This is a genomic window from Hymenobacter polaris (assembly GCF_012927305.1).
Classification (GTDB): Bacteria; Bacteroidota; Bacteroidia; order Cytophagales; family Hymenobacteraceae; genus Hymenobacter; species Hymenobacter polaris.
Window position 1 is genome coordinate 1,602,612 of record NZ_JABBGH010000001.1, and the last position, 17,641, is coordinate 1,620,252.

Genomic DNA, 17,641 nt, shown 5'->3' on the forward strand with positions numbered 1-17,641 from the left:
CGCCTACCCGCGTCGTCAGCTTGCCACCGGCAAGCGTATCCGTTAAATCCGTTAAATCTGCGGTCTTGGAGCAACTTATCATTCTTGATTTCGGCTCGCAGTACACCCAGCTCATTGCCCGGCGCATCCGCGAGCTGCACGTGTTCTGCGAAATTCACCCCTACACCCACGCCCCCCAGCTAGCCGAGCGCCTGCGCGCCGGCGACGACAGCCTGCGGGGCGTCATTCTGTCCGGCTCGCCCTGCTCGGTGCGCGAGGCCGACGCCCCCAACCCCGACCTAGGGGGCATTTTGGGCCGGGTGCCGGTGCTGGGCATTTGCTACGGGGCGCAGTTGCTGGCCCACCAGGCGGGTGGCGAGGTGCTGCCGGCCACCATCCGCGAGTACGGCCGCGCTCGCCTCAGCAGCCTCGACGGCGAGTCGCCACTGCTGGCCGGGCTGCACCAGGACACGCAGGTGTGGATGTCGCACGGCGACACGATTAAGACCCTGCCGGCTGACTATGAGGTAATTGCCAGCACGCCCGAGGTGGCCGTGGCCGCCTACAAGCTGCCCGGCCAGCCCACCTACGGCATCCAATTTCACCCCGAGGTGACGCACTCGACCGAGGGCAAGCAACTGCTCGAAAACTTCGTGGTGGGCATCTGCGGGTGCGCACAAAGCTGGACGCCCGACCACTTCGTGGACTCGATGGTGGAGGCGCTGCAGAACACCATTGGGCCCGACGACCAGGTTATCCTAGGGCTCTCGGGCGGGGTGGATAGCTCGGTGGCGGCGCTGCTGCTGCACCGCGCCATCGGGCCGCGGCTGCACGGCATCTTCGTGGATAACGGGCTGCTGCGCCAAAACGAGTTTGCCCAGGTGCTGCAGGCCTACGAGGGTCTGGGGCTGAACGTGACCGGCGTGCAGGCCGCACCCGAGTTCTACGCCGCCCTGGCCGGCCTGAGCGACCCCGAGGCCAAGCGCAAGGCCATCGGGCGCACGTTTATCGAGGTATTTGACCGCGAGGCGCAGAAGGTGCAGGGTGCCCGCTGGCTGGCCCAGGGCACCATCTACCCCGACGTGATTGAGTCGGTATCGGTGAAGGGCCCGGCCGTGACCATCAAGAGCCACCACAACGTGGGCGGCCTGCCCGAGAAGATGAACCTAAAGATTGTGGAGCCGTTGCGCATGCTCTTTAAGGACGAGGTGCGCGAGGTGGGCGCCGCCCTAGGGCTGCCCGAGGTCATTCTGCACCGCCACCCCTTCCCCGGCCCCGGCCTGGGTATCCGCATCCTGGGCGACATCACGCCCGAGAAGGTAGACCTGCTGCAACGCGCTGATGGCGTGTTTATTAGTCTTCTGAAAGAGCGCGGCCTTTACGATACCACCTGGCAGGCGGGCGCCATCCTGCTGCCCGTGCAGAGCGTGGGCGTGATGGGCGACGAGCGCACCTACGAGCGCGTGGTGGCCCTGCGCGCCGTGACGAGCGTGGACGGCATGACCGCCGACTGGGCCCACCTGCCCTACGACTTCCTAGCCGAAGTCAGCAACAAGATTATCAACCAGGTGCGCGGCATCAACCGCGTGGTGTACGACATCAGTAGCAAGCCCCCGGCCACCATTGAGTGGGAGTAGACCACTGATTAGCACGGATTTAAGCGGATTGCACGGATTTTGTGGACGCCGCCGAAGGGCACCCACTCAAAACACTTTGCCTGCTGCGCTCGAAACACCGAAACACAAGAGAAGAATCGTCCACAAAATCCGTGCAATCCGCTTAAATCCGTGCTAATCAGTGGTCTGGCATTGCTTGCAACATATGCCTGATGAGGGGCCCGGCCATGCCGCCGAGTGGCTGGCCGCGCACGGCCATACGCTGACCTTCACCAAGCTATTTGAGCCCGACCCGGTTTTTCCGGCCCTAGGGGCGTTTGATGGGCTGCTGGTGCTGGGTGGGGCCATGAGCGTACACGACAAGGCCGCGTTTCCGTGGCTAGCGGCCGAAAAGGCCTTTCTGCACGAAGCCTTGCGGGCGGGCAAGCTCACGCTGGCCATTTGCCTGGGGGCGCAGCTAGTGGCCGAGGCCCTGGGGGGCGAGGTGCGGCGCAACCCGGCGCCGGAAATCGGCTTCTGGACGGTGCGCTTCGCGGCCAAGGCCCTGAGCCACCCGCTACTACGCGGCTGGCCCGATAAAGCCACAGTGCTGCACTGGCACTTCGATACGTTTACGGTGCCGCCGGGCGCAGTGAGGGTGGGCCTGTCTGCGGGCTGCGCAGCGCAGGGCTTCGTGTGGGGCGATGGGGTGGTTGGCTTGCAGTTTCACCCCGAAATGACGGCGGAAATGGTGGAGCAGCTGCTGGCCTTCGAAAACCACGAGACGGCCGAAGAGCAGGAGTTTGTACAAACGGCCGCCCAGATTCGCCGCAAGCTGAAATCGGTGTGGAAAGGCCGGCTGCTGCTAGCGCAGCTGCTGCAAAACCTAGTGGCGCTGCACGAGCGCGAAGCCGGCTAGCCACCCGGCGCAGAGCCCTAGGGTGCCCGCCGGCCACTTCGGCAGCCGGTGGTTGGGCGGCGGCAAGCCGGGCGCTAGTTTTGCGCTAGCTCTTCGCCCGCTGTTTATTAAGTTCATGCGCCGCCACCTGCCTCTGCTCTTCGCCTTGGTTAAATTTATTTCGGGCTTGCTGCTGGCGGGCTACGGGCGCTACGAGCTGCACCGCGACGAGTACCTCTACCTCGACTACGGGCGGCACCTGGCCTGGGGCTACCTGGAGGTGCCGCCGCTTACGGCGCTGCAGAGCTGGGTGAGCCTAGGGCTAGGCGGCGGCTTTTTTTGGGTGAAGCTATGGCCGCTGCTCTGGGGCGCGGGCACGGTGTATGTGGTGGTGCTACTGGCGCGGCGGCTGGGCGGCGGGACCTGGGCGCAGGCGCTGGCGGGCGTGTGCTACCTGTGCGCCGCCTACGGCCGGCTCAACCTGCTGTTTCAGCCCAATTCGTTTGAGGTACTGAGCTTTACGCTGGCTACCTACTTGCTGGTGCGCTACCAGCAGCCCGACGGCCGGCCGCGCCACTTGTACTGGCTGGGGGTGGTGCTGGGGCTGGGCGTGCTCAATAAGTTTACGACGTTTTTCTTTGGCGCGGCCGTGGTGGGCGCGCTGCTCGTGGCCGCGCCGCGCACGCTGCGGCAGGGGGCTTTTTGGCGGGCGGCGGCCCTAGGGCTGCTGGTGGCCTCCCCCACCCTGCTGTGGCAAGTAGCGCACGGGCTGCCCTTCCGCCACCACATGGCCCTGCTGCACAGCAGCCAGCTGGTGCACGTCAGCGCCGCCGATTTCTGGCGCGACCAGCTGCTGCAGTGCGCGGCGGCGCTGCTGGTGTGGGTGCCGGGGCTGGGCGCCGCGCTGCTGGGCCGGCCCCAGCCCGCGGCGCGGGTAGTGGGGCTGGTGTACGCGGGCGGCCTATTGATTTTGACGCTGCTGCACGGCAAAAGCTACTATGCCCTAGGCTATTACCCGGCCTTGTTTGCGGTGGGGGCGGTGTGGTGGCAGGCGCAGCTGGCCGGCGGCAGTTGGGCGGCCCGGCTGGGCCAGGTGGCGTTGCTGGTGCTGCCGGTACTGCTCAACGTGCGGGTGGCGCCCATCATCTACCCGGTGCTACCGCCGGCTCGCATGGCGGCCCTGGGGCAGCAGCCGTTTTATCAGAAAATCGGCGTTTTCCGCGGCAACGACGGCCGCACCCGCCCCCTGCCCCAGGACTACGCCGACATGCTGGGCTGGCAGGAGCTGGGCGACAAGGTGTACCGGGCCTACCAGGCGCTGCCCGCCGCCACCCGCGCCAATACCCTCATCAAGTGCGACAACTACGGCCAAGCCGGCGCCATCAACTACTACAACCGCGGCCGCCACCTACCCGCCGCTACTAGCTTCAATGGCAGCTACTTATACTGGTTTCCGCCGGTGCAGCCTTGGCCGCAAATGCTGCTGGTAGGCGAGGGCAACCCGGCCCATCTGGTGCCCTACTTCCGGGAGCTGCGCCAGGTGGGCGAAATCACAAACCCCTACGCGCTCGGAAAGGGTACTACCATCTACCTGGCCCTAGGCCCCACGCCGGCCCTGCTGGCCTTGGTGCGGGCTGAGCGGGCCCAGGAGCTAGCCGCCTGGGAGGGTGGGCGGTAGCAATAATGCGCTGAGTGGCTCGCCTCCGGCGGCAAGCAACTCCGCTTCAAAATGGGCTTGGGCAAGCAAACGGCCCCTAGGGTGCTGGTGGCCGCGCTGGCCGCGTTCGGTTACCGGCTTGCTTCGGCCGCGTTGTATCCTTCCGCTTCCCAGGCTTGCAGGTAGCGGGCGTAGCGGTCATTTTGCTTCTTTTGGCCCAGCATCTGGAGCGCCAGGGTTACCGCCGCCAGGCACGTGAAGATGCTTTTGGTGTTTCGATGTTGCCACCGCAGCCAAAGGTCGACTGCTACCAGCAGCACCATGCACGTCAGTAGTATGGTACCGGCCTTGCGCGCCAGTAGGGTCGGCCGGTAGGTAATGGGGTATGCCGCCTGCCGGTTGTGCCGCCCGATGTAGCGGCACAGGTACGCCAGGGCTAAATCGGGGCGCAGGTCGCTTTCGTCGTTAAACAGCTTTTTCTCCAAAAAAATGAAGGCCTCCGTATTGCCCTGACTATCCCAGAGCTTCAGCCGGTAGCCGTCCCCGATAAAATTGCCCAGCAAAAACTCAACTTGGTATGCCGCTAAGTCGGCCCACGCGGCCTGGTATTGCTTGTCGCTGGCCTGCAGAAATATCCCTAGGGGCGTGAACATGAGCAAAGCCGGCTTGATGTAGGCGCTTCGACACCCGTACATACTGGCAAAAGGCAACAGGAAAAAGAGTAAGGCTGGCAGCCACAAGACGTTTTCTTTTGGGCCTAGCACCCAGGCCAAAGCCGCGGTCAGCAAGCCACTGCCCACGAAGCTGGCTAGTATGTAGCCAAGCGCTCGTTGCCGGTGATACAGCTGGCCGACTACCGTAACCGTTTCCGCCGGGGAGGCAGCGGGGTCAAGTACCGAAGAATTATTCGTGACCGCTTCCATGTAGCCGCTAGTAGATACTCTCCTCCCGCATCACAGCCAGCGGGATACTGGCAGGCTGATACAGGGGGCGTTTGGTAAAGCTCTAGCACGATTCTGAAATACCGATGTATGCGGCTCGGCCCTACTGAATTAGTAGCTATATACCTCGGTTTAACATACCTAGGTTACTCTGACGCACTAGCCTTGAAGGAGCCAACTGCCGCGGTTTTCGGCTGGTTTCTAGCTAGTTATTCCAAACTAAAAGCAGCAAAACCGCTCGCACTGCGGGCTATTCAATCGCGGCCGACCTCCTAGGGCATTACGCCTCCAGTTACCCCTCGTTTTCCACCGCTACCTCCACCCGGCCCAGCAGGCGCACGGTGGCGTAGGCGATGAGCAGGAAGGCCCAGAAAACCACCGTCACGCCCCAGGTCTGCCAGTTGTGAAAGGGGTGCAGGATGCGCTGTACGATGTCGTAGAACAGGGAGAAGGGGTTGCTGAGGATGTCCCAGGAGTTGAAGCGCAGGTAGCGGCCCAGGTACACCCCGAAGGCGCTGAGGCCCAGGGCTACCGTGGCAAAGCTCCAGCCCACCCAGAAGCCTAGGCGCTGGCGCACCAGCGCGTGCATGTCGAGTAGCGAGGCGAAGGCCAGCATCAGCCCGTTCCAGGCACACGACATGATGAGGGCTAGGTCGTACCAGTAGGGCACGCCGGGGTGCGGCTCGAGGTGGAAGAGGTCGGTGACGAGGTAGGGCGCGTTGGGGAAGAACAGCAGCCACATCAGCCCCACCGGCAGCAGCAGCCGGGCCTTGGGGGCGCGGGCCGCTAGGTGCAGCGCCGCGCTCAGGGCAAAGGGGATGGCTGCCAAAAACAAATTCCAGAGCAGGAAAACGAACTGCCACTGCCGCGTGATAGCCACCCGCGCCGCGATGAGGGCGAAGCTGAGGGCCAGCGACAGCCCCAGGGCCAGCAGCAGCGGCAGGCGGTGGCGCAGGGTGGGCGACGAAAACGGCAACGGCATGGTAGTCAACATCGGCGGGCGGCGGTTGGTTGAGATATGCGAAAGTAGCAACCAACGCCAGTGAGGTAGGCGAGCGAAGTAGAAAGACCGTCATGCTCATCTGGCGTCCGCTTGCCGAAGCATCTCACTAGCAAGCATCTGGTTGTCGTTGGTTAATGAAGTGAGCAAGATGCTTCGGCAAGCTCCGCCTGACCGCCTTTTCAACTCAACCGCTTACTAATCTACCCAATCGCCCAACCACTTTCTTCCCTAGCCCCTGCGCCCCGGCCCTACCTTTGCCGGGCCGTTGGCGCGGCGCACTGGCCGCGCCCACTTTCGCTTATGATGCCACTTACCTGCCCTACCTGGCTGCGGCGGGCGCTGCTGCCGGGGCTGCTGGCCGCGCTAGCCAGCCTGCCGGCCGCCGCCCAGGGCCAGCTAGCCCGCTACCGCACCGGCCGCGCCCAGCTCGACCAGGGCCACTTTGCCGCCGCCATGCGCGAGTTGGAGCCCCTGGCCCAGCCCGTCAACCACTTTGCCCAGGCCGCCGACGCGGGCTACCTCTACGCCGTGGCGGCCGGCCGCGCCGGCCAGTGGGCCGAGGCCGAGCAGATGCTCAACCTCATCCGCAACCAGTACCCGACCTACTACGGCCTGGGCGAAGTGCTGTACCTGCAGGGCCAGGCCTCGTTCGAGCAGGGCGACTACGACACCGCCCTGCGCACCCTAGGGCAACTGCCCGCCGCGCAGTACGCCGCCCCGCGCGAGGCCATGCAAGCCACTTACCTGGCCCGCCTGCAAGACCGCGCCACCTGGCAGCGCCTCAGCAAGCGCTACCCCCAAAGCAAGCTCATCGGCCGCCTCTACGCCGATTTCCTGGCCCGCAGCCCCGCCCCTACCGACGCCGACCGCCAGCAGCTGGGCGCGGTGGTGGCGCAGTTTGGCCTCGACCGCGCCAAGTACGCGGCGGCCCTGGCGCCGGCCGCCGCGCCGCGCGCCGCCGCCCGCAAAGGCAGCTACAACGTGGGCGTGCTGCTGCCCTTTCTGCTGCAGGATAACAGCTGGCAAACCCGGCGCGACAACCAGTTCGTGACCGACCTCTACGCTGGCCTGCGCCTGGCCCAGGACTCGCTGCAGCGCGCCGGCCGCCCGGTGCAGTTGTTTGCCTACGACACGGGCGCCGACACGCTGGCGCTCAAGAGCGTGCTGGCCTTGCCCGAGCTGGCGGGCATGGACCTGCTCATTGGGCCGGTGTATAAGTCGGGGGCCAAGCTGCTGGCCCGCTATGCCCGCGAGCACCAGATAGTGTGCGTCAACCCGCTGTCGCAAGACCTAGACCTGGTGGCCGATAATCCCTATCACTACCTCTACGCGGCCAGCGCCGCCACCCAGGGGCGCGCGGCGGCGCAGTTTGCCGCCACGGCCCTGGGCGCCGGGCGCCCCGCCGTGCTGCTGCACGAAATGGGCAAGGATGACGCCGCGTTTGCCGCCGCCTACCAGGCCGCCTACGAGGCCGACGGGGGCAAGCTGCTGGCCGTGCATCCCTTCAACCCGCTCGACCCGGCCAGCCTCAGCGCTGCCCTGCTGCCCGCCGAGCTAGGCAGCGCCGGCGCGCTGGTAGTAGCCTCCGACGACCCCAAAGTAGGCCCCGCCACCCTGGCGGCCCTAGGGGCCGTGCCCGCCGCCAGCCGCCCCACCCTGCTGGTGCCCGGCGCCTGGCTCGACAACCCCAGCCTGGGCCTGGGGCAGCTCAGTGGCGCCTACTTCTACCACCCGCAGTACTTCGACGAGCTGCGGCCCAGCTACCGGCGCTTCCGCCAGCTGTATCTGGCCAAGCAACGGCTGCCGCCGTCGGTGTTCGCCAGCCAGGGCTTCGAACTGCTGCTCTTTTTTGGCAACGCGCTGACGCAATTTGGCCCCAGCTTCCAAGCCGGGCTGGCCGCCGCGCCGCCCCTGCCGGGCGCCATCTTCGAGGGCCTCGCCTACCCCGGCGGCGCCCACGACAACCAGGTGGTGCCTCTACTTCGGCTCAGCGGCCTGGATTTGCAGCCGGCTCGCTAGGTTCTATGTTTAAAATGCGGCATCAACTGCCCAGGCATCATGCACCAAGCTAAGCTTAACAGTGTTTTCAGTTTATCCGCTCAGGAGCGGTATAACTACCTCATTAGGCGGGCAGCTGATTTTGAGGAAGTGTGGCTTATTAAGGCCGCAACAGGCGTCGCAACCTCGGTTAACAATGCCGGGAAAGCAGCCTTGGCAATATTTCCCGAGCGAGAATTCGCCGAGTATTTTCTCGTAAACGATTGGCAGGCCTACGCTCTTGAACGGGTAAAGCTTAATGCTTTCTACTTACTGCTAAACCAGTGGCAGGAGCAACAGCTTAAAGTAGCTGGCTTCCCTGGCACTGACCTAAACTCGGTGGTGGTAACCGCCGAAGAAATGAAGAATCATTTGCTGCACGAGTCGCAGCAGTACGAATAATTATGACTACTTCCGAAACCCTCTTTGCCCGCGCCCAAGGCGTCATTCCGGGTGGGGTAAACTCGCCGGTGCGGGCTTTCCGCGCCGTGGGCGGGGCGCCGCTGTTTATGCAGTCGGCCCAGGGCGCCTGGCTCACCGATGCCGATGGCAACCAGTACGTTGACTTTATCAACTCGTGGGGCCCCATGATACTCGGCCACGCCCCCGAGGTGGTGCTGGAGGCCGTGCGCCAGGCCCTCCCCCACTCCCTGAGCTACGGCGCGCCCACCCGGCGCGAAATCGAGCTGGCCGAGCTGCTGATTGAACTAGTGCCCAGCGTGGAGAAGGTGCGCCTGGTAAACTCGGGCACCGAGGCCACCATGTCGGCCGTGCGGGTGGCGCGCGGCTACACGGGCCGCGCCAAAATCCTCAAGTTCGAGGGCTGCTACCACGGCCACGGCGACTCGTTTCTGATTGCGGCCGGCTCGGGCGCGCTTACCCTAGGGGCCCCCGACTCGCCGGGCGTGACGCAGGGCGTGGCCCAGGATACGCTCACGGTGCCCTACAACGACCTGGCGGCTGTGCACGCCGCCATCGAGGCCAACCCCGACCAGCTGGCCGCCATCATCGTGGAGCCGGTGGTGGGCAACATGGGACTGGTGGAGCCGGCGCCGGGCTTTTTAGCGGGGCTGCGGGCGCTGTGCACGCAGCACGGCATTGTGCTCATTTTCGACGAGGTGATGACGGGCTTCCGCCTGGCACCCGGCGGCGCGCAGCAGCTCTACGGGGTAGTACCCGACATGACGACCCTAGGCAAGATTATTGGCGGCGGGCTGCCGGTGGGGGCCTACGGCGGCCGCGCCGACATCATGAACCAGGTGGCGCCGGCCGGCAAGGTGTACCAGGCGGGCACGCTCTCGGGCAACCCCCTGGCCACGGCCGCGGGCCTGGCCCAGCTGCGCTACCTGCACGCGCACCCCGAGGTGTACGAGCAGCTGGAAGCCACCAGCGCCCGCCTGGCCGACGGCACCCGCCAGATTGCCCAGGAACTGGGCCTGCACTACACCGTCAACCGGGTGGGCTCCATGTTCAGCCTCTTTTTCACCCCTAGGCCCGTTAGCAATCTCGAAGACGCCAAGCAGTCCGATTTACCGGCCTTCGGGCGCTACTTCCACGCCATGCTGCGCCGGGGCATCTACCTGGCGCCCTCGCAATACGAGGCGCTGTTTGTGTCCACGGCCATCACCGATGAGCTGGTGGACAAGTATTTAACAGCCTGCCGCGAATCGCTCATCGAGGCGCACGCGTAGTTTTGGGCCCCGGCGGCCCTAGGGCAGGGTTTGGCCAAGCAGCCTGGGGGCCGACCTTTGCCAAACCTTGCCAACTTTGCGCATCCTGCGCTTTCCTGCCTATGCGTTTTTTGTTGCTCTTGCTATGGCTGCCGCTGCTGGCCGCCGCCCAGCCCAAGGACGGCGCGGGCCTCACCCCCGCCCAGGCCAACAAGCAGCTCTTCGACCGCACCATCGACGAGCTGAACTTCCGCACCTTCGAAACGGTGTACGACAAGCACTTCACCCGCCAGAAGTACCCCGCCAGCCTGCGCACGGCCGCCGCGCGCAAGGAGTTTACCAACTTTGAAAACAACGCCGAGCTGCAGCGGCTGTTTGCCAACTACAACGGCGTGGCCGAGCGCTACAAAACCCGCTTTGGCGGCAACTCGCTCACGCTGGCCGAGTTTGAGAAGCAGCTGAGCGGCGTGCTGCGCGACCGCAATTTCGAGTTCTTCATTCGGGGCCTGCCGCTTGATGAAAAGCGCAGCCTCATCCGCACCGAGCAGCGCGTTATCAAGCAGGCGGCGGCCCAGTTCAACGCCAGTGGCAGCGCCGCCCCGCCCGCCGGCCCCGAGCCCGAGGAGCCCCTAGCCCCCGCCGCGCCCCTCACCACCCACGGCCCCCTGCCCCAGGAAAGTGCCAGCGCCAGCAACGCGGCTACCAGCAGCCCGGCCGCTGGCAGCGGTAGCAGCCCCGCCCCCGAAGAGCCGCTGACCAGCCCCGCCGCGCGGGCCGAGGCGCCCGGCAGCGGCCCCGGCTGGGTGGGCTACCTCACGCTGCTGCTCAGCCTGGGCTCATTCGGCCTGCTGCTGTACACGGTGGGCAGCCTGCTGCCCGAGCTGCACCGCCTGCGCCGCCAGGTGCGCGCCCTCGAAGCCACGCCGGCTACCTTCTACCCCGAAACCGACGCTAGCGCCGACTACCCGGCGGCCGATTACCCCGCCCCCGACGAGCCCGCCGCCCCGCGCCCCAGCCTGCTGAGCCGCCTGCGCCCCCAGCGCACCACCGAGCTGCCCGCCGACGAGTACGACGAGGACGAGGAGCCCGACGAGGACGAGGAAACTGACCGCCACCCGCGCCGCTAACCATTTCACCACCAAGCACCTGCCCATCCGGCAACTCGCCCCCACTCGCGTAGCCAGCTTGCCAAAGGCAAGCGTATCTGCGAAATCCGTTAAATCCGTTAAATCTGCGATTTTGATACTGACTGACCAGCAAATTCAAGCCGAAATGGCCCGCGGCACCATTGTTATCGAGCCGTTCGACCCTAGCTGCCTGGGCACCAACTCCTACGACGTACACCTGGGCCGCTACCTGGCCACCTACGACGCGCCGGTGCTGGACGCCCGCCGGCACAACACCATCACCACCTTCGAAATACCTGAAGACGAAGGCTTTGTGCTGCAGCCCGGCGTGCTCTACCTGGGCGTAACGGCCGAGTACACCGAAACCCACGCCCACGTGCCCTTTCTGGAGGGCAAGAGCAGCGTGGGCCGGCTGGGCATCGACATTCACGCCACCGCCGGCAAGGGCGACGTAGGCTTTTGCAACCACTGGACGCTGGAAATCAGCGTGTCGATGCCTGTGCGCGTGTACCGCAACATGCCCGTGGGCCAGCTTATCTACTTCGGTCTGCAGGGCGACGTGCACACGTTCTACAACCGCAAGCCCTCGGCCAAATACAACGAGCGCACCGACCAACCGGTGGAGAGCATGATGTGGAAAAACAAGTTTTAAACCAGGCGCTTAGCGGCGGCATAACGGCCCTTTAGGGCTCGGCTGGCCCTAGGCGCCCGGCCGGCCCTGGCCCGGCCCGCGGCCCGCTAGCCGCCCCGGTGCGCCTGCCGGGGCCCAACCTCCGCCAACGCTTCCGCGTTAAAAAAAGCCAGCTAGTGCGCCGCCTTGGCCCGATAGTTGGCCTTTTCCTGCTCTCATCCCTTTGCTTTTCCCCGATGCGTAAGCCCGTTTTTGCCGTTGCGCTGGCCCTAGGGCCGCTGCTTGCCGCCGCGCAGCAAGTTTCCGTTCCGTCGCCCTCGCCCGCCGCCGCGCAGGACAAAACCCAGCCCAGCCCGCGCCTAAACTCCGCTACCACCGACCGGGCCGAAAACCTGAGCACCCACATGGTGCGCGACCTGCACCTGAATAGCTTCCTGGCCGACCGCACCCGCCAGATAAACCTGGACTACACCACCAAGCTGGCCGCCATCGAGCGCGAGCAGGCCCGCAACCCCGCCGAGGCCAGCCGCCAAACCACCGCCCTCAACCAGACCCGCGACCAGCAGTTTCAGGCCCTGCTCAGCAGCGACCAGTACACCGACTACTTCGACGCCCGCAAGCGCTACGCGCAGCTCGACCACGACTACGCCCACAACGCTTCGGCCTCGCTGCTGAACGAGGCCATCCAGCACCCCGCCCCGGTGCGGCCAAATGAGGCCGTGATGGGCCAGGGCAAGGCGGGCGCCAAGCCCGGCCGCGCCGCCGTGCGCCAGTAACCAGCGCTTCACAGCAAAAAACGCCCTTGGCATTATGCCAGGGCGTTTTTTTTAGCAGCTACCGCTTCGCAAGAACTCACCGATTGCGCTGCCCGACTGGTGGCTGCGAGGGCTAGCGAGGGGGTTAAGGCGGTTTGGCACTCCGCATCCAGGTGTGTAGAGATAGCTTCTGCCTAGGGCATCGGCGCGTTTTTGAGCAACTCGGTTGCCGGCTACCTGGCCAAAACCCACGGCGACAACTTCACTTTTTACGTACTGACGGCTATTGCCTTGGTGGGTTTGGGTTTTTTTTGGGTGCTGATGCCCGAAACGCGCGACCGGGCGCCCGCCGCCAGCCCGGCCCGCCAGCCGGCCGGTTAGCCGCGCCTTGCGCAGCAGCCAGTTGGTGGCGCCACTGCCCCTACGGCCCCTGCCCGCCCCTCTTTCATTCCGTAGCCCTTCTGCCCCCGCATGGCCGACTTTCTACCTTTTTGCCCGCTTACCGCGGCGGCCGGCGGCGCCACCGGCCGCCGCGGCTGCCACCACCTCGCGCCGGCCCTGGCGCCCTGCCAGCAGCCATCCCGGCCGCGCCTGGGCAGCTCTGCGGCCAGCTTCGGCGCCCGGGAAGCCAACGGCATTCTGGGCACGCAGCTTGGGCCCAGTCGCAACGCCAAACCAGTTGCTACTTCTTCGTCACCCAGCTCCTGATGCCCCCCAGCACCCTCCTTATTTGGGCCATTTCGGCCATTTCCATTGCCTTGGTTATCCTGCGGCCCCTGCGCGTGCCCGAGTTCGTGTGGGCGGCGGGCGGGGCGGGGCTGCTGCTGGTGTTGCGGCTGCTCACTCCCTCGGAAGGCCTGGCCGGCGTAGCCAAAGGGCTGGATGTCTACCTGTTTCTGACCGGCATGATGCTGCTGGCCGAAACCGCCCGCGAGGAAAAGCTTTTCGAGTGGCTGGCCGCCCACGCCACCCGGCTGTCCAAGGGCTCGGCCCGGCGGCTGTTTTTGCTTATCTACCTGGTGGGCGTGGTCGTCACCACCTTCCTCTCCAACGATGCCACGGCGGTGGTGCTGACGCCGGCCGTGGCCAGCGCCGTGCGGGCTGCCAAGGTCAAGAACCCGCTGCCTTACCTCTTCAGCTGCGCCTTTATCGCCAACGCGGCCTCGTTCGTACTGCCCATCTCCAACCCTGCCAACCTGGTCATCTACGGCGCGCACATGCCGCCGCTGCTCACCTGGCTGCCGCGCTATCTGCTGCCGTCGGCCGTGGCTATCGGGGCCACGTACTTCCTGCTGTTGTTCACCCAGAAGCAGGCCCTAGGCCGCCGCATCGAAGAAAACGTGGCGCTACCCGCCCTCAGCCGCGGCGGCCAGGTGGCCCTTGGGGGCATCGGCGCCACGGCGCTGGCGCTGCTCTTTGCCTCGGCGCGGGGCCTCGAGCTGGGGTTGCCCACGGCCATCACGGGCAGCCTCACGGCTATCATCGTGCTGGTGAGCGCTCACAAAAGCCCCCTCGATTTACTGAAAGGTATTTCCTGGTCGGTGCTGCCGCTGGTGGCGGGCCTATTTGTGCTGGTGGAGGCCCTCACCAAAACGGGCGTAACGCGCTGGCTGACTACCCTACTCAACACCGGCGCCGAGCACGCGGCTACCAAAACGACCTGGGTGAGCGGCGTGGGCGTGGCCCTGCTGTGCAACGTGCTGAACAACCTGCCCGCCGGCCTGCTGGCGGGCAACGTGCTGCAAACGGCCCACGTGTCCGAAACCCTGAAAAGCGCCGTGCTCATCGGCATCGACCTCGGCCCCAACCTATCGGTTACCGGCTCGCTGGCCACCATTTTGTGGCTGGTGGCGCTGCGGCGCGAAAACATCACCGTTAGCGCCTGGCAGTTCCTCAAGCTCGGCGCCCTGGTAATGACGGTGCCCCTGCTGCTGGCGATTGGGTCGCTGTTCGTAGTGCCGTACTAGGCAAGCCCTCAGTTAAATTCCTTATGCCTCAGTTGGTTATATTCATAATTTTTATCTCATAACCAGTTGCAGCTTCCTTAAGTCTTTCCGCGGCTTGCCGGTTATTGGCACCGGGCTTCGCGCCAAGCTTTACGCTCGGCCGCGCCGCCTAGCAGTAGTTGTCCGGGGCTAGTTCCTGAGTAGCTTTCGCAAATAAAAAAGACCCCGGCCCGCATTGCGCGCCGGGGTCTTTTTTGTTCGCGCGGCCCTAGGCCGCTAGCTAGCCAAAACTACTGCCTAGCTCGAAGCGCCCTGCTCGTCGAGGTAGTCGCCCAGCTCTTTGCAGAGCGCGCGCATCTTGTCGGCCATCTGCTTATCGCCGGTAGCCGTCATAATGGTTTCGGCCATCGAGCCAATGTTGTCTACCACGAAGTACTTCATGGCGTCGGTAGGCATGTCCTTGGTCCAGAGGTCGATTTTCATCGTGGCATCGGCGTTGCGGTCCCAGATGGCGACGTTGATGGCTTTGGCAAAATTCAGGTCCTGCCCCGCGTCGGTGGCCTGCCAGCTGATGGCTTCGGGCACCTTCTGGTCGTCGAGGGCAATGCTGAAGCGAATTTCTGATTTCTTCATAAGAGCAATTGAGTAAAAAAAACGTCATGCTGAGCTTGCCGAAGCATCTCTCTCACGTCGTTGAACGAACTCAGGTGGCGTGGGAGAGATGCTTCGGCAAGCTCAGCATGACGTTCCTAACTGGTTGAAAATACTACACGTAGTTGTTGAGCATCACTGGCATTACCAGCATCAGGATGTTCTCGTTTTCCTCGCTTTGGGTGGGCATCAGCAGGCCGGCGCGGTTGGGGGTGCTTAGCTCCAGGGTGATTTCCTCGGAGTCGATGTTGCTCAGCATTTCGAGCAGGAAGCGGGCGTTGAAGCCGATTTCCATGTCCTCGCCGTCGTACTGGCAAGCCAGGGTTTCCTTAGCTTCGTTGCTGAAATCCAGGTCCTCGGCCGAAATCACCAGCTCGGAGCCGGTGAGGCGCAGGCGCACTTGGTGGGTGGTTTTGTTGGAGTAGATGCTGATGCGGCGCACCGAGTTCAGCAGCTCCTGGCGGTTGATGGTCAGCTTATTGGGGTTGCTAACCGGGATAACGTTCTCGTAGTCGGGGTAGCGCTCGTCGATGAGGCGGCACACCAGGCGCATCTGGTTGAACGAGAAGAAGGCGTTGCTTTGGTTGAACTCGACGCGTACCGGCGTGGCCTCGCTGGGCAACGAGCTTTTGAGCAAGTTGAATGCCTTGCGCGGAATGATGAGGTTGGCCGTCTGGCCCGCGCCCACGTCCTGCCGGCGGTAGCGCAGCAAGCGGTGCCCGTCGGTAGCCACGAAGGTTACCTGCTGGTCGGCTAGCTGCACCAGGATGCCCGTCATGGCCGGCCGCAGCTCGTCGGTGCTCACCGCGAAGATGGTTTTGTTGATGGCCCGCGCCAGCGACGACGACGGCATCTCGACCGGGGCCGAGCCCTTCACCACCGGCACGCGGGGGAAGTCGGCGGCGTTTTCGCCGGCCAGCTTGTAGCGCCCGTTGGCCGAGCTGATTTCGATGGTGTAGGTCTCTTCGTCCAGCGTGAAGGTTACGGGCTGGTCGGGCAGATTCTTCAGCGTATCGAGCAGGATGCGGGCCGGCGCCGCGATGCGCCCCGAGTCGCGCGCCTCGATGGGCAGCTCGGTTATCATGCTCGTCTCCAGGTCGGAAGCCGTGATGGTGAGCTTACCGGGCTCAATCTCGAATAGGAAGTTCTCCAGGATGGGCACCACGGGGTTGTTCGTAACCACGCCGTTGATGCTCTGGAGCTGCTTGAGCAGGGCCGAGGACGAAACAATGAACTTCATAAAGGTGGGGCTGGGCTAGGGTTTGGAAGGGGGCAAAGATACGCCGGGCGGGCACCCAATGCCAGTCCTTATCTTGCCGGGGATGGGTAGGTAAGGAGCAGCTGGCTGGGCAGATGCGAACGTCATTCCGAGCTTGCCGAGCAATCTTGCTCGCGTCGTTGAACGGTTGTTGTTTATAACGACCCTAGGCGGCGCGAGCGCGATTCCTCGGCAAGCTCGGAATGACGTCCTATTAAAAATAACGCACTAGTTGACTTATTAACCTAACAGCCAACCACCTACTCAACTTTCATGCGCGGCTCCCTCATCCAGTCCGTTAGCCTCTATAAGCTGCTGGTGCCGCTGCACGAGCCGTTCGTCATTTCCCTAGGCCCCCTCACACATGTGCAAAACGTGGTCGTCACGCTGCGCACCGCCGATGGCCGGGTGGGCTTTGGCGAGTGCAGCCCCTTCCTCACCATCAACGGCGAAAGCCAGGACACCTGCTTTGTCGTGGGCCAGTACTTCGCGCAGGTGCTGCGGGGCCGCGACGCGCTCGACATCGCCGGCTGCCTGGCCGAGCTAGACCGCCTCATCTACGGCAACAGCAGCATTAAAAGCGCCTTTGATATTGCCCTGCACGACCTAGCGGGGCAGTACGCGGGCCTGCCCATCTACGCGCTGCTAGGCGGCCGCGCCGACAAAGTGCTGCACACCGACATGACCGTGAGCCTAGGCCCCGCCGCCAAGATGCAGGCCGACGCCGTGCGATTTCAGCGCGAGGGATTCCCGGCCATCAAGGTAAAGCTGGGCGAAACGCTGGAGGCTGATGTGGCGCGCATCCGGGCCATTCGGGCGGGCATCGGCCCGGCGCACCCGCTGCGCATCGACGCCAACCAGGGCTGGCGCACTGCCGACTACGCCATTGCCGTGTTGCAGGCCCTGGGCGAATTCAACATCGAGCACTGCGAAGAGCCCATTGCCCGCTACCGCTTCATGGAGCTGCCGCGCGTGCGGGCCGCCTCGCCCATCCCCCTCATGGCCGACGAGAGCTGTGGCGACGAGCACGATGCCGCCCGCCTCATTGCTCTAGGGGCCTGCCAGCAACTCAATATCAAGCTGGGCAAGTCGTCGGGCTTTCACCGGGCACGCAAGATTGTAGAGCTGGGCGCCGCCGCGGGCCTAACTATGCAGGTAGGCGGCTTCCTGGAGTCGCGCCTGGGCATGACGGCCGCCGCCCACCTGGCCCTGCTGCACCCCGCCATTCAGCACTGCGACTTCGACACGCCCCTTATGTTCACCGCCGACCCCGTGGTGGGCGGCATCCGCTACCAGCCCGGCGGCGTGGTGGAGGTGCCGACTATGCCGGGCCTAGGGGCCAGCATTGCGCCCGAATGGCTGGAAAGGGCGGAGCGGGTGACGCTGTGAGCTAATTAAATGCTGAGAAAGGCGGTCACGCCTATTTATATAAAAACGGCCTTGGCACCTCTTTTCAGAGCACCAAGGCCGTTTTAAGAATCTGCGCAATCCGT

At 64.6% G+C, this 17,641-nt stretch carries 17 protein-coding genes; 13 read left to right on the plus strand and 4 right to left on the minus strand.

The features are described from left to right. The first annotated feature begins 65 nt into the window (after window positions 1-65). The 3 genes from guaA to HHL22_RS06830 all read left to right on the plus strand — a co-directional run bounded on the left by guaA (window position 66) and on the right by HHL22_RS06830 (window position 4,150). On the plus strand, window positions 66-1,616 hold the full coding sequence (guaA, locus tag HHL22_RS06820) for a glutamine-hydrolyzing GMP synthase (protein ID WP_394354445.1): 1,551 nt from the start codon (window positions 66-68) through the stop codon (window positions 1,614-1,616). A 184-nt stretch (window positions 1,617-1,800) separates the two neighbouring features. Then, the gene (locus HHL22_RS06825; protein WP_169530181.1) at window positions 1,801-2,493 is read left to right on the plus strand and encodes a type 1 glutamine amidotransferase; all 693 of its coding nucleotides are present in this window, start codon (window positions 1,801-1,803) and stop codon (window positions 2,491-2,493) included. A 115-nt stretch (window positions 2,494-2,608) separates the two neighbouring features. Further along, the gene (locus HHL22_RS06830; RefSeq protein WP_169530182.1) at window positions 2,609-4,150 is read left to right on the plus strand and encodes a glycosyltransferase family 39 protein; all 1,542 of its coding nucleotides are present in this window, start codon (window positions 2,609-2,611) and stop codon (window positions 4,148-4,150) included. A gap of 110 nt (window positions 4,151-4,260) precedes the next feature. Here the strand turns inward: HHL22_RS06830 and HHL22_RS06835 are convergent, their stop codons facing one another. Both HHL22_RS06835 and HHL22_RS06840 read right to left on the minus strand, forming a co-directional pair. Further along, window positions 4,261-4,824 carry a hypothetical protein gene (locus tag HHL22_RS06835; protein ID WP_169530183.1) on the minus strand — a complete coding sequence of 188 codons (564 nt, stop codon included), beginning with the start codon at window positions 4,822-4,824 and terminating at the stop codon, window positions 4,261-4,263. Window positions 4,825-5,362: 538 nt separating this feature from the next. Further along, complete coding sequence (locus HHL22_RS06840) at window positions 5,363-6,052, minus strand: DUF1361 domain-containing protein (RefSeq protein WP_169530184.1); 690 nt, start codon at window positions 6,050-6,052, stop codon at window positions 5,363-5,365. A gap of 321 nt (window positions 6,053-6,373) precedes the next feature. Between HHL22_RS06840 and HHL22_RS06845 the strand changes: the two genes are divergently transcribed. The 9 genes from HHL22_RS06845 to HHL22_RS06885 all read left to right on the plus strand — a co-directional run bounded on the left by HHL22_RS06845 (window position 6,374) and on the right by HHL22_RS06885 (window position 14,260). Beyond that, the gene (locus HHL22_RS06845) at window positions 6,374-8,092 is read left to right on the plus strand and encodes a tetratricopeptide repeat protein (protein WP_169530185.1); all 1,719 of its coding nucleotides are present in this window, start codon (window positions 6,374-6,376) and stop codon (window positions 8,090-8,092) included. A 39-nt stretch (window positions 8,093-8,131) separates the two neighbouring features. After that, window positions 8,132-8,512: a DUF2750 domain-containing protein gene (locus tag HHL22_RS06850; RefSeq protein ID WP_169530186.1), complete on the plus strand. Its 381-nt coding sequence runs from the start codon at window positions 8,132-8,134 to the stop codon at window positions 8,510-8,512. A gap of 2 nt (window positions 8,513-8,514) precedes the next feature. Further along, entirely contained in the window at window positions 8,515-9,801 is a 1,287-nt protein-coding gene (gene hemL / locus HHL22_RS06855) for a glutamate-1-semialdehyde 2,1-aminomutase (protein ID WP_169530187.1), read from the plus strand. Window positions 9,802-9,902: 101 nt separating this feature from the next. Then, window positions 9,903-10,907 carry a hypothetical protein gene (locus HHL22_RS06860; RefSeq protein WP_169530188.1) on the plus strand — a complete coding sequence of 335 codons (1,005 nt, stop codon included), beginning with the start codon at window positions 9,903-9,905 and terminating at the stop codon, window positions 10,905-10,907. A 112-nt stretch (window positions 10,908-11,019) separates the two neighbouring features. Continuing rightward, window positions 11,020-11,559 (plus strand): dCTP deaminase, encoded by a 540-nt coding sequence (gene dcd / locus HHL22_RS06865; protein ID WP_169530189.1) that lies wholly within the window; start codon window positions 11,020-11,022, stop codon window positions 11,557-11,559. A 215-nt stretch (window positions 11,560-11,774) separates the two neighbouring features. Continuing rightward, window positions 11,775-12,314 carry a hypothetical protein gene (locus HHL22_RS06870; protein ID WP_169530190.1) on the plus strand — a complete coding sequence of 180 codons (540 nt, stop codon included), beginning with the start codon at window positions 11,775-11,777 and terminating at the stop codon, window positions 12,312-12,314. Between the two features lie 192 nt (window positions 12,315-12,506). Continuing rightward, complete coding sequence (locus HHL22_RS06875; RefSeq protein ID WP_169530191.1) at window positions 12,507-12,674, plus strand: hypothetical protein; 168 nt, start codon at window positions 12,507-12,509, stop codon at window positions 12,672-12,674. 90 nt (window positions 12,675-12,764) lie between these two features. After that, window positions 12,765-13,001, plus strand: coding sequence for a hypothetical protein (locus HHL22_RS06880; protein ID WP_169530192.1), 237 nt, complete (start codon window positions 12,765-12,767; stop codon window positions 12,999-13,001). Beyond that, the gene (locus HHL22_RS06885) at window positions 13,001-14,260 is read left to right on the plus strand and encodes an arsenic transporter (protein ID WP_169530193.1); all 1,260 of its coding nucleotides are present in this window, start codon (window positions 13,001-13,003) and stop codon (window positions 14,258-14,260) included. The genes HHL22_RS06880 and HHL22_RS06885 overlap by 1 nt, the downstream gene beginning before the upstream one ends. A 276-nt stretch (window positions 14,261-14,536) precedes the next feature. Here the strand turns inward: HHL22_RS06885 and gldC are convergent, their stop codons facing one another. Both gldC and dnaN read right to left on the minus strand, forming a co-directional pair. Further along, complete coding sequence (gene gldC, locus HHL22_RS06890; protein ID WP_169530194.1) at window positions 14,537-14,872, minus strand: gliding motility protein GldC; 336 nt, start codon at window positions 14,870-14,872, stop codon at window positions 14,537-14,539. A gap of 133 nt (window positions 14,873-15,005) precedes the next feature. Next, a complete protein-coding gene (dnaN, locus tag HHL22_RS06895; protein WP_169530195.1) occupies window positions 15,006-16,130 on the minus strand; it encodes a DNA polymerase III subunit beta in 1,125 nt (374 codons plus the stop codon). Window positions 16,131-16,421: 291 nt separating this feature from the next. On the opposite strand from dnaN, the gene HHL22_RS06900 reads away from it, so the two are divergent. Next, window positions 16,422-17,537 carry a mandelate racemase/muconate lactonizing enzyme family protein gene (locus tag HHL22_RS06900; protein WP_169530196.1) on the plus strand — a complete coding sequence of 372 codons (1,116 nt, stop codon included), beginning with the start codon at window positions 16,422-16,424 and terminating at the stop codon, window positions 17,535-17,537. Window positions 17,538-17,641 lie beyond the last annotated feature (104 nt).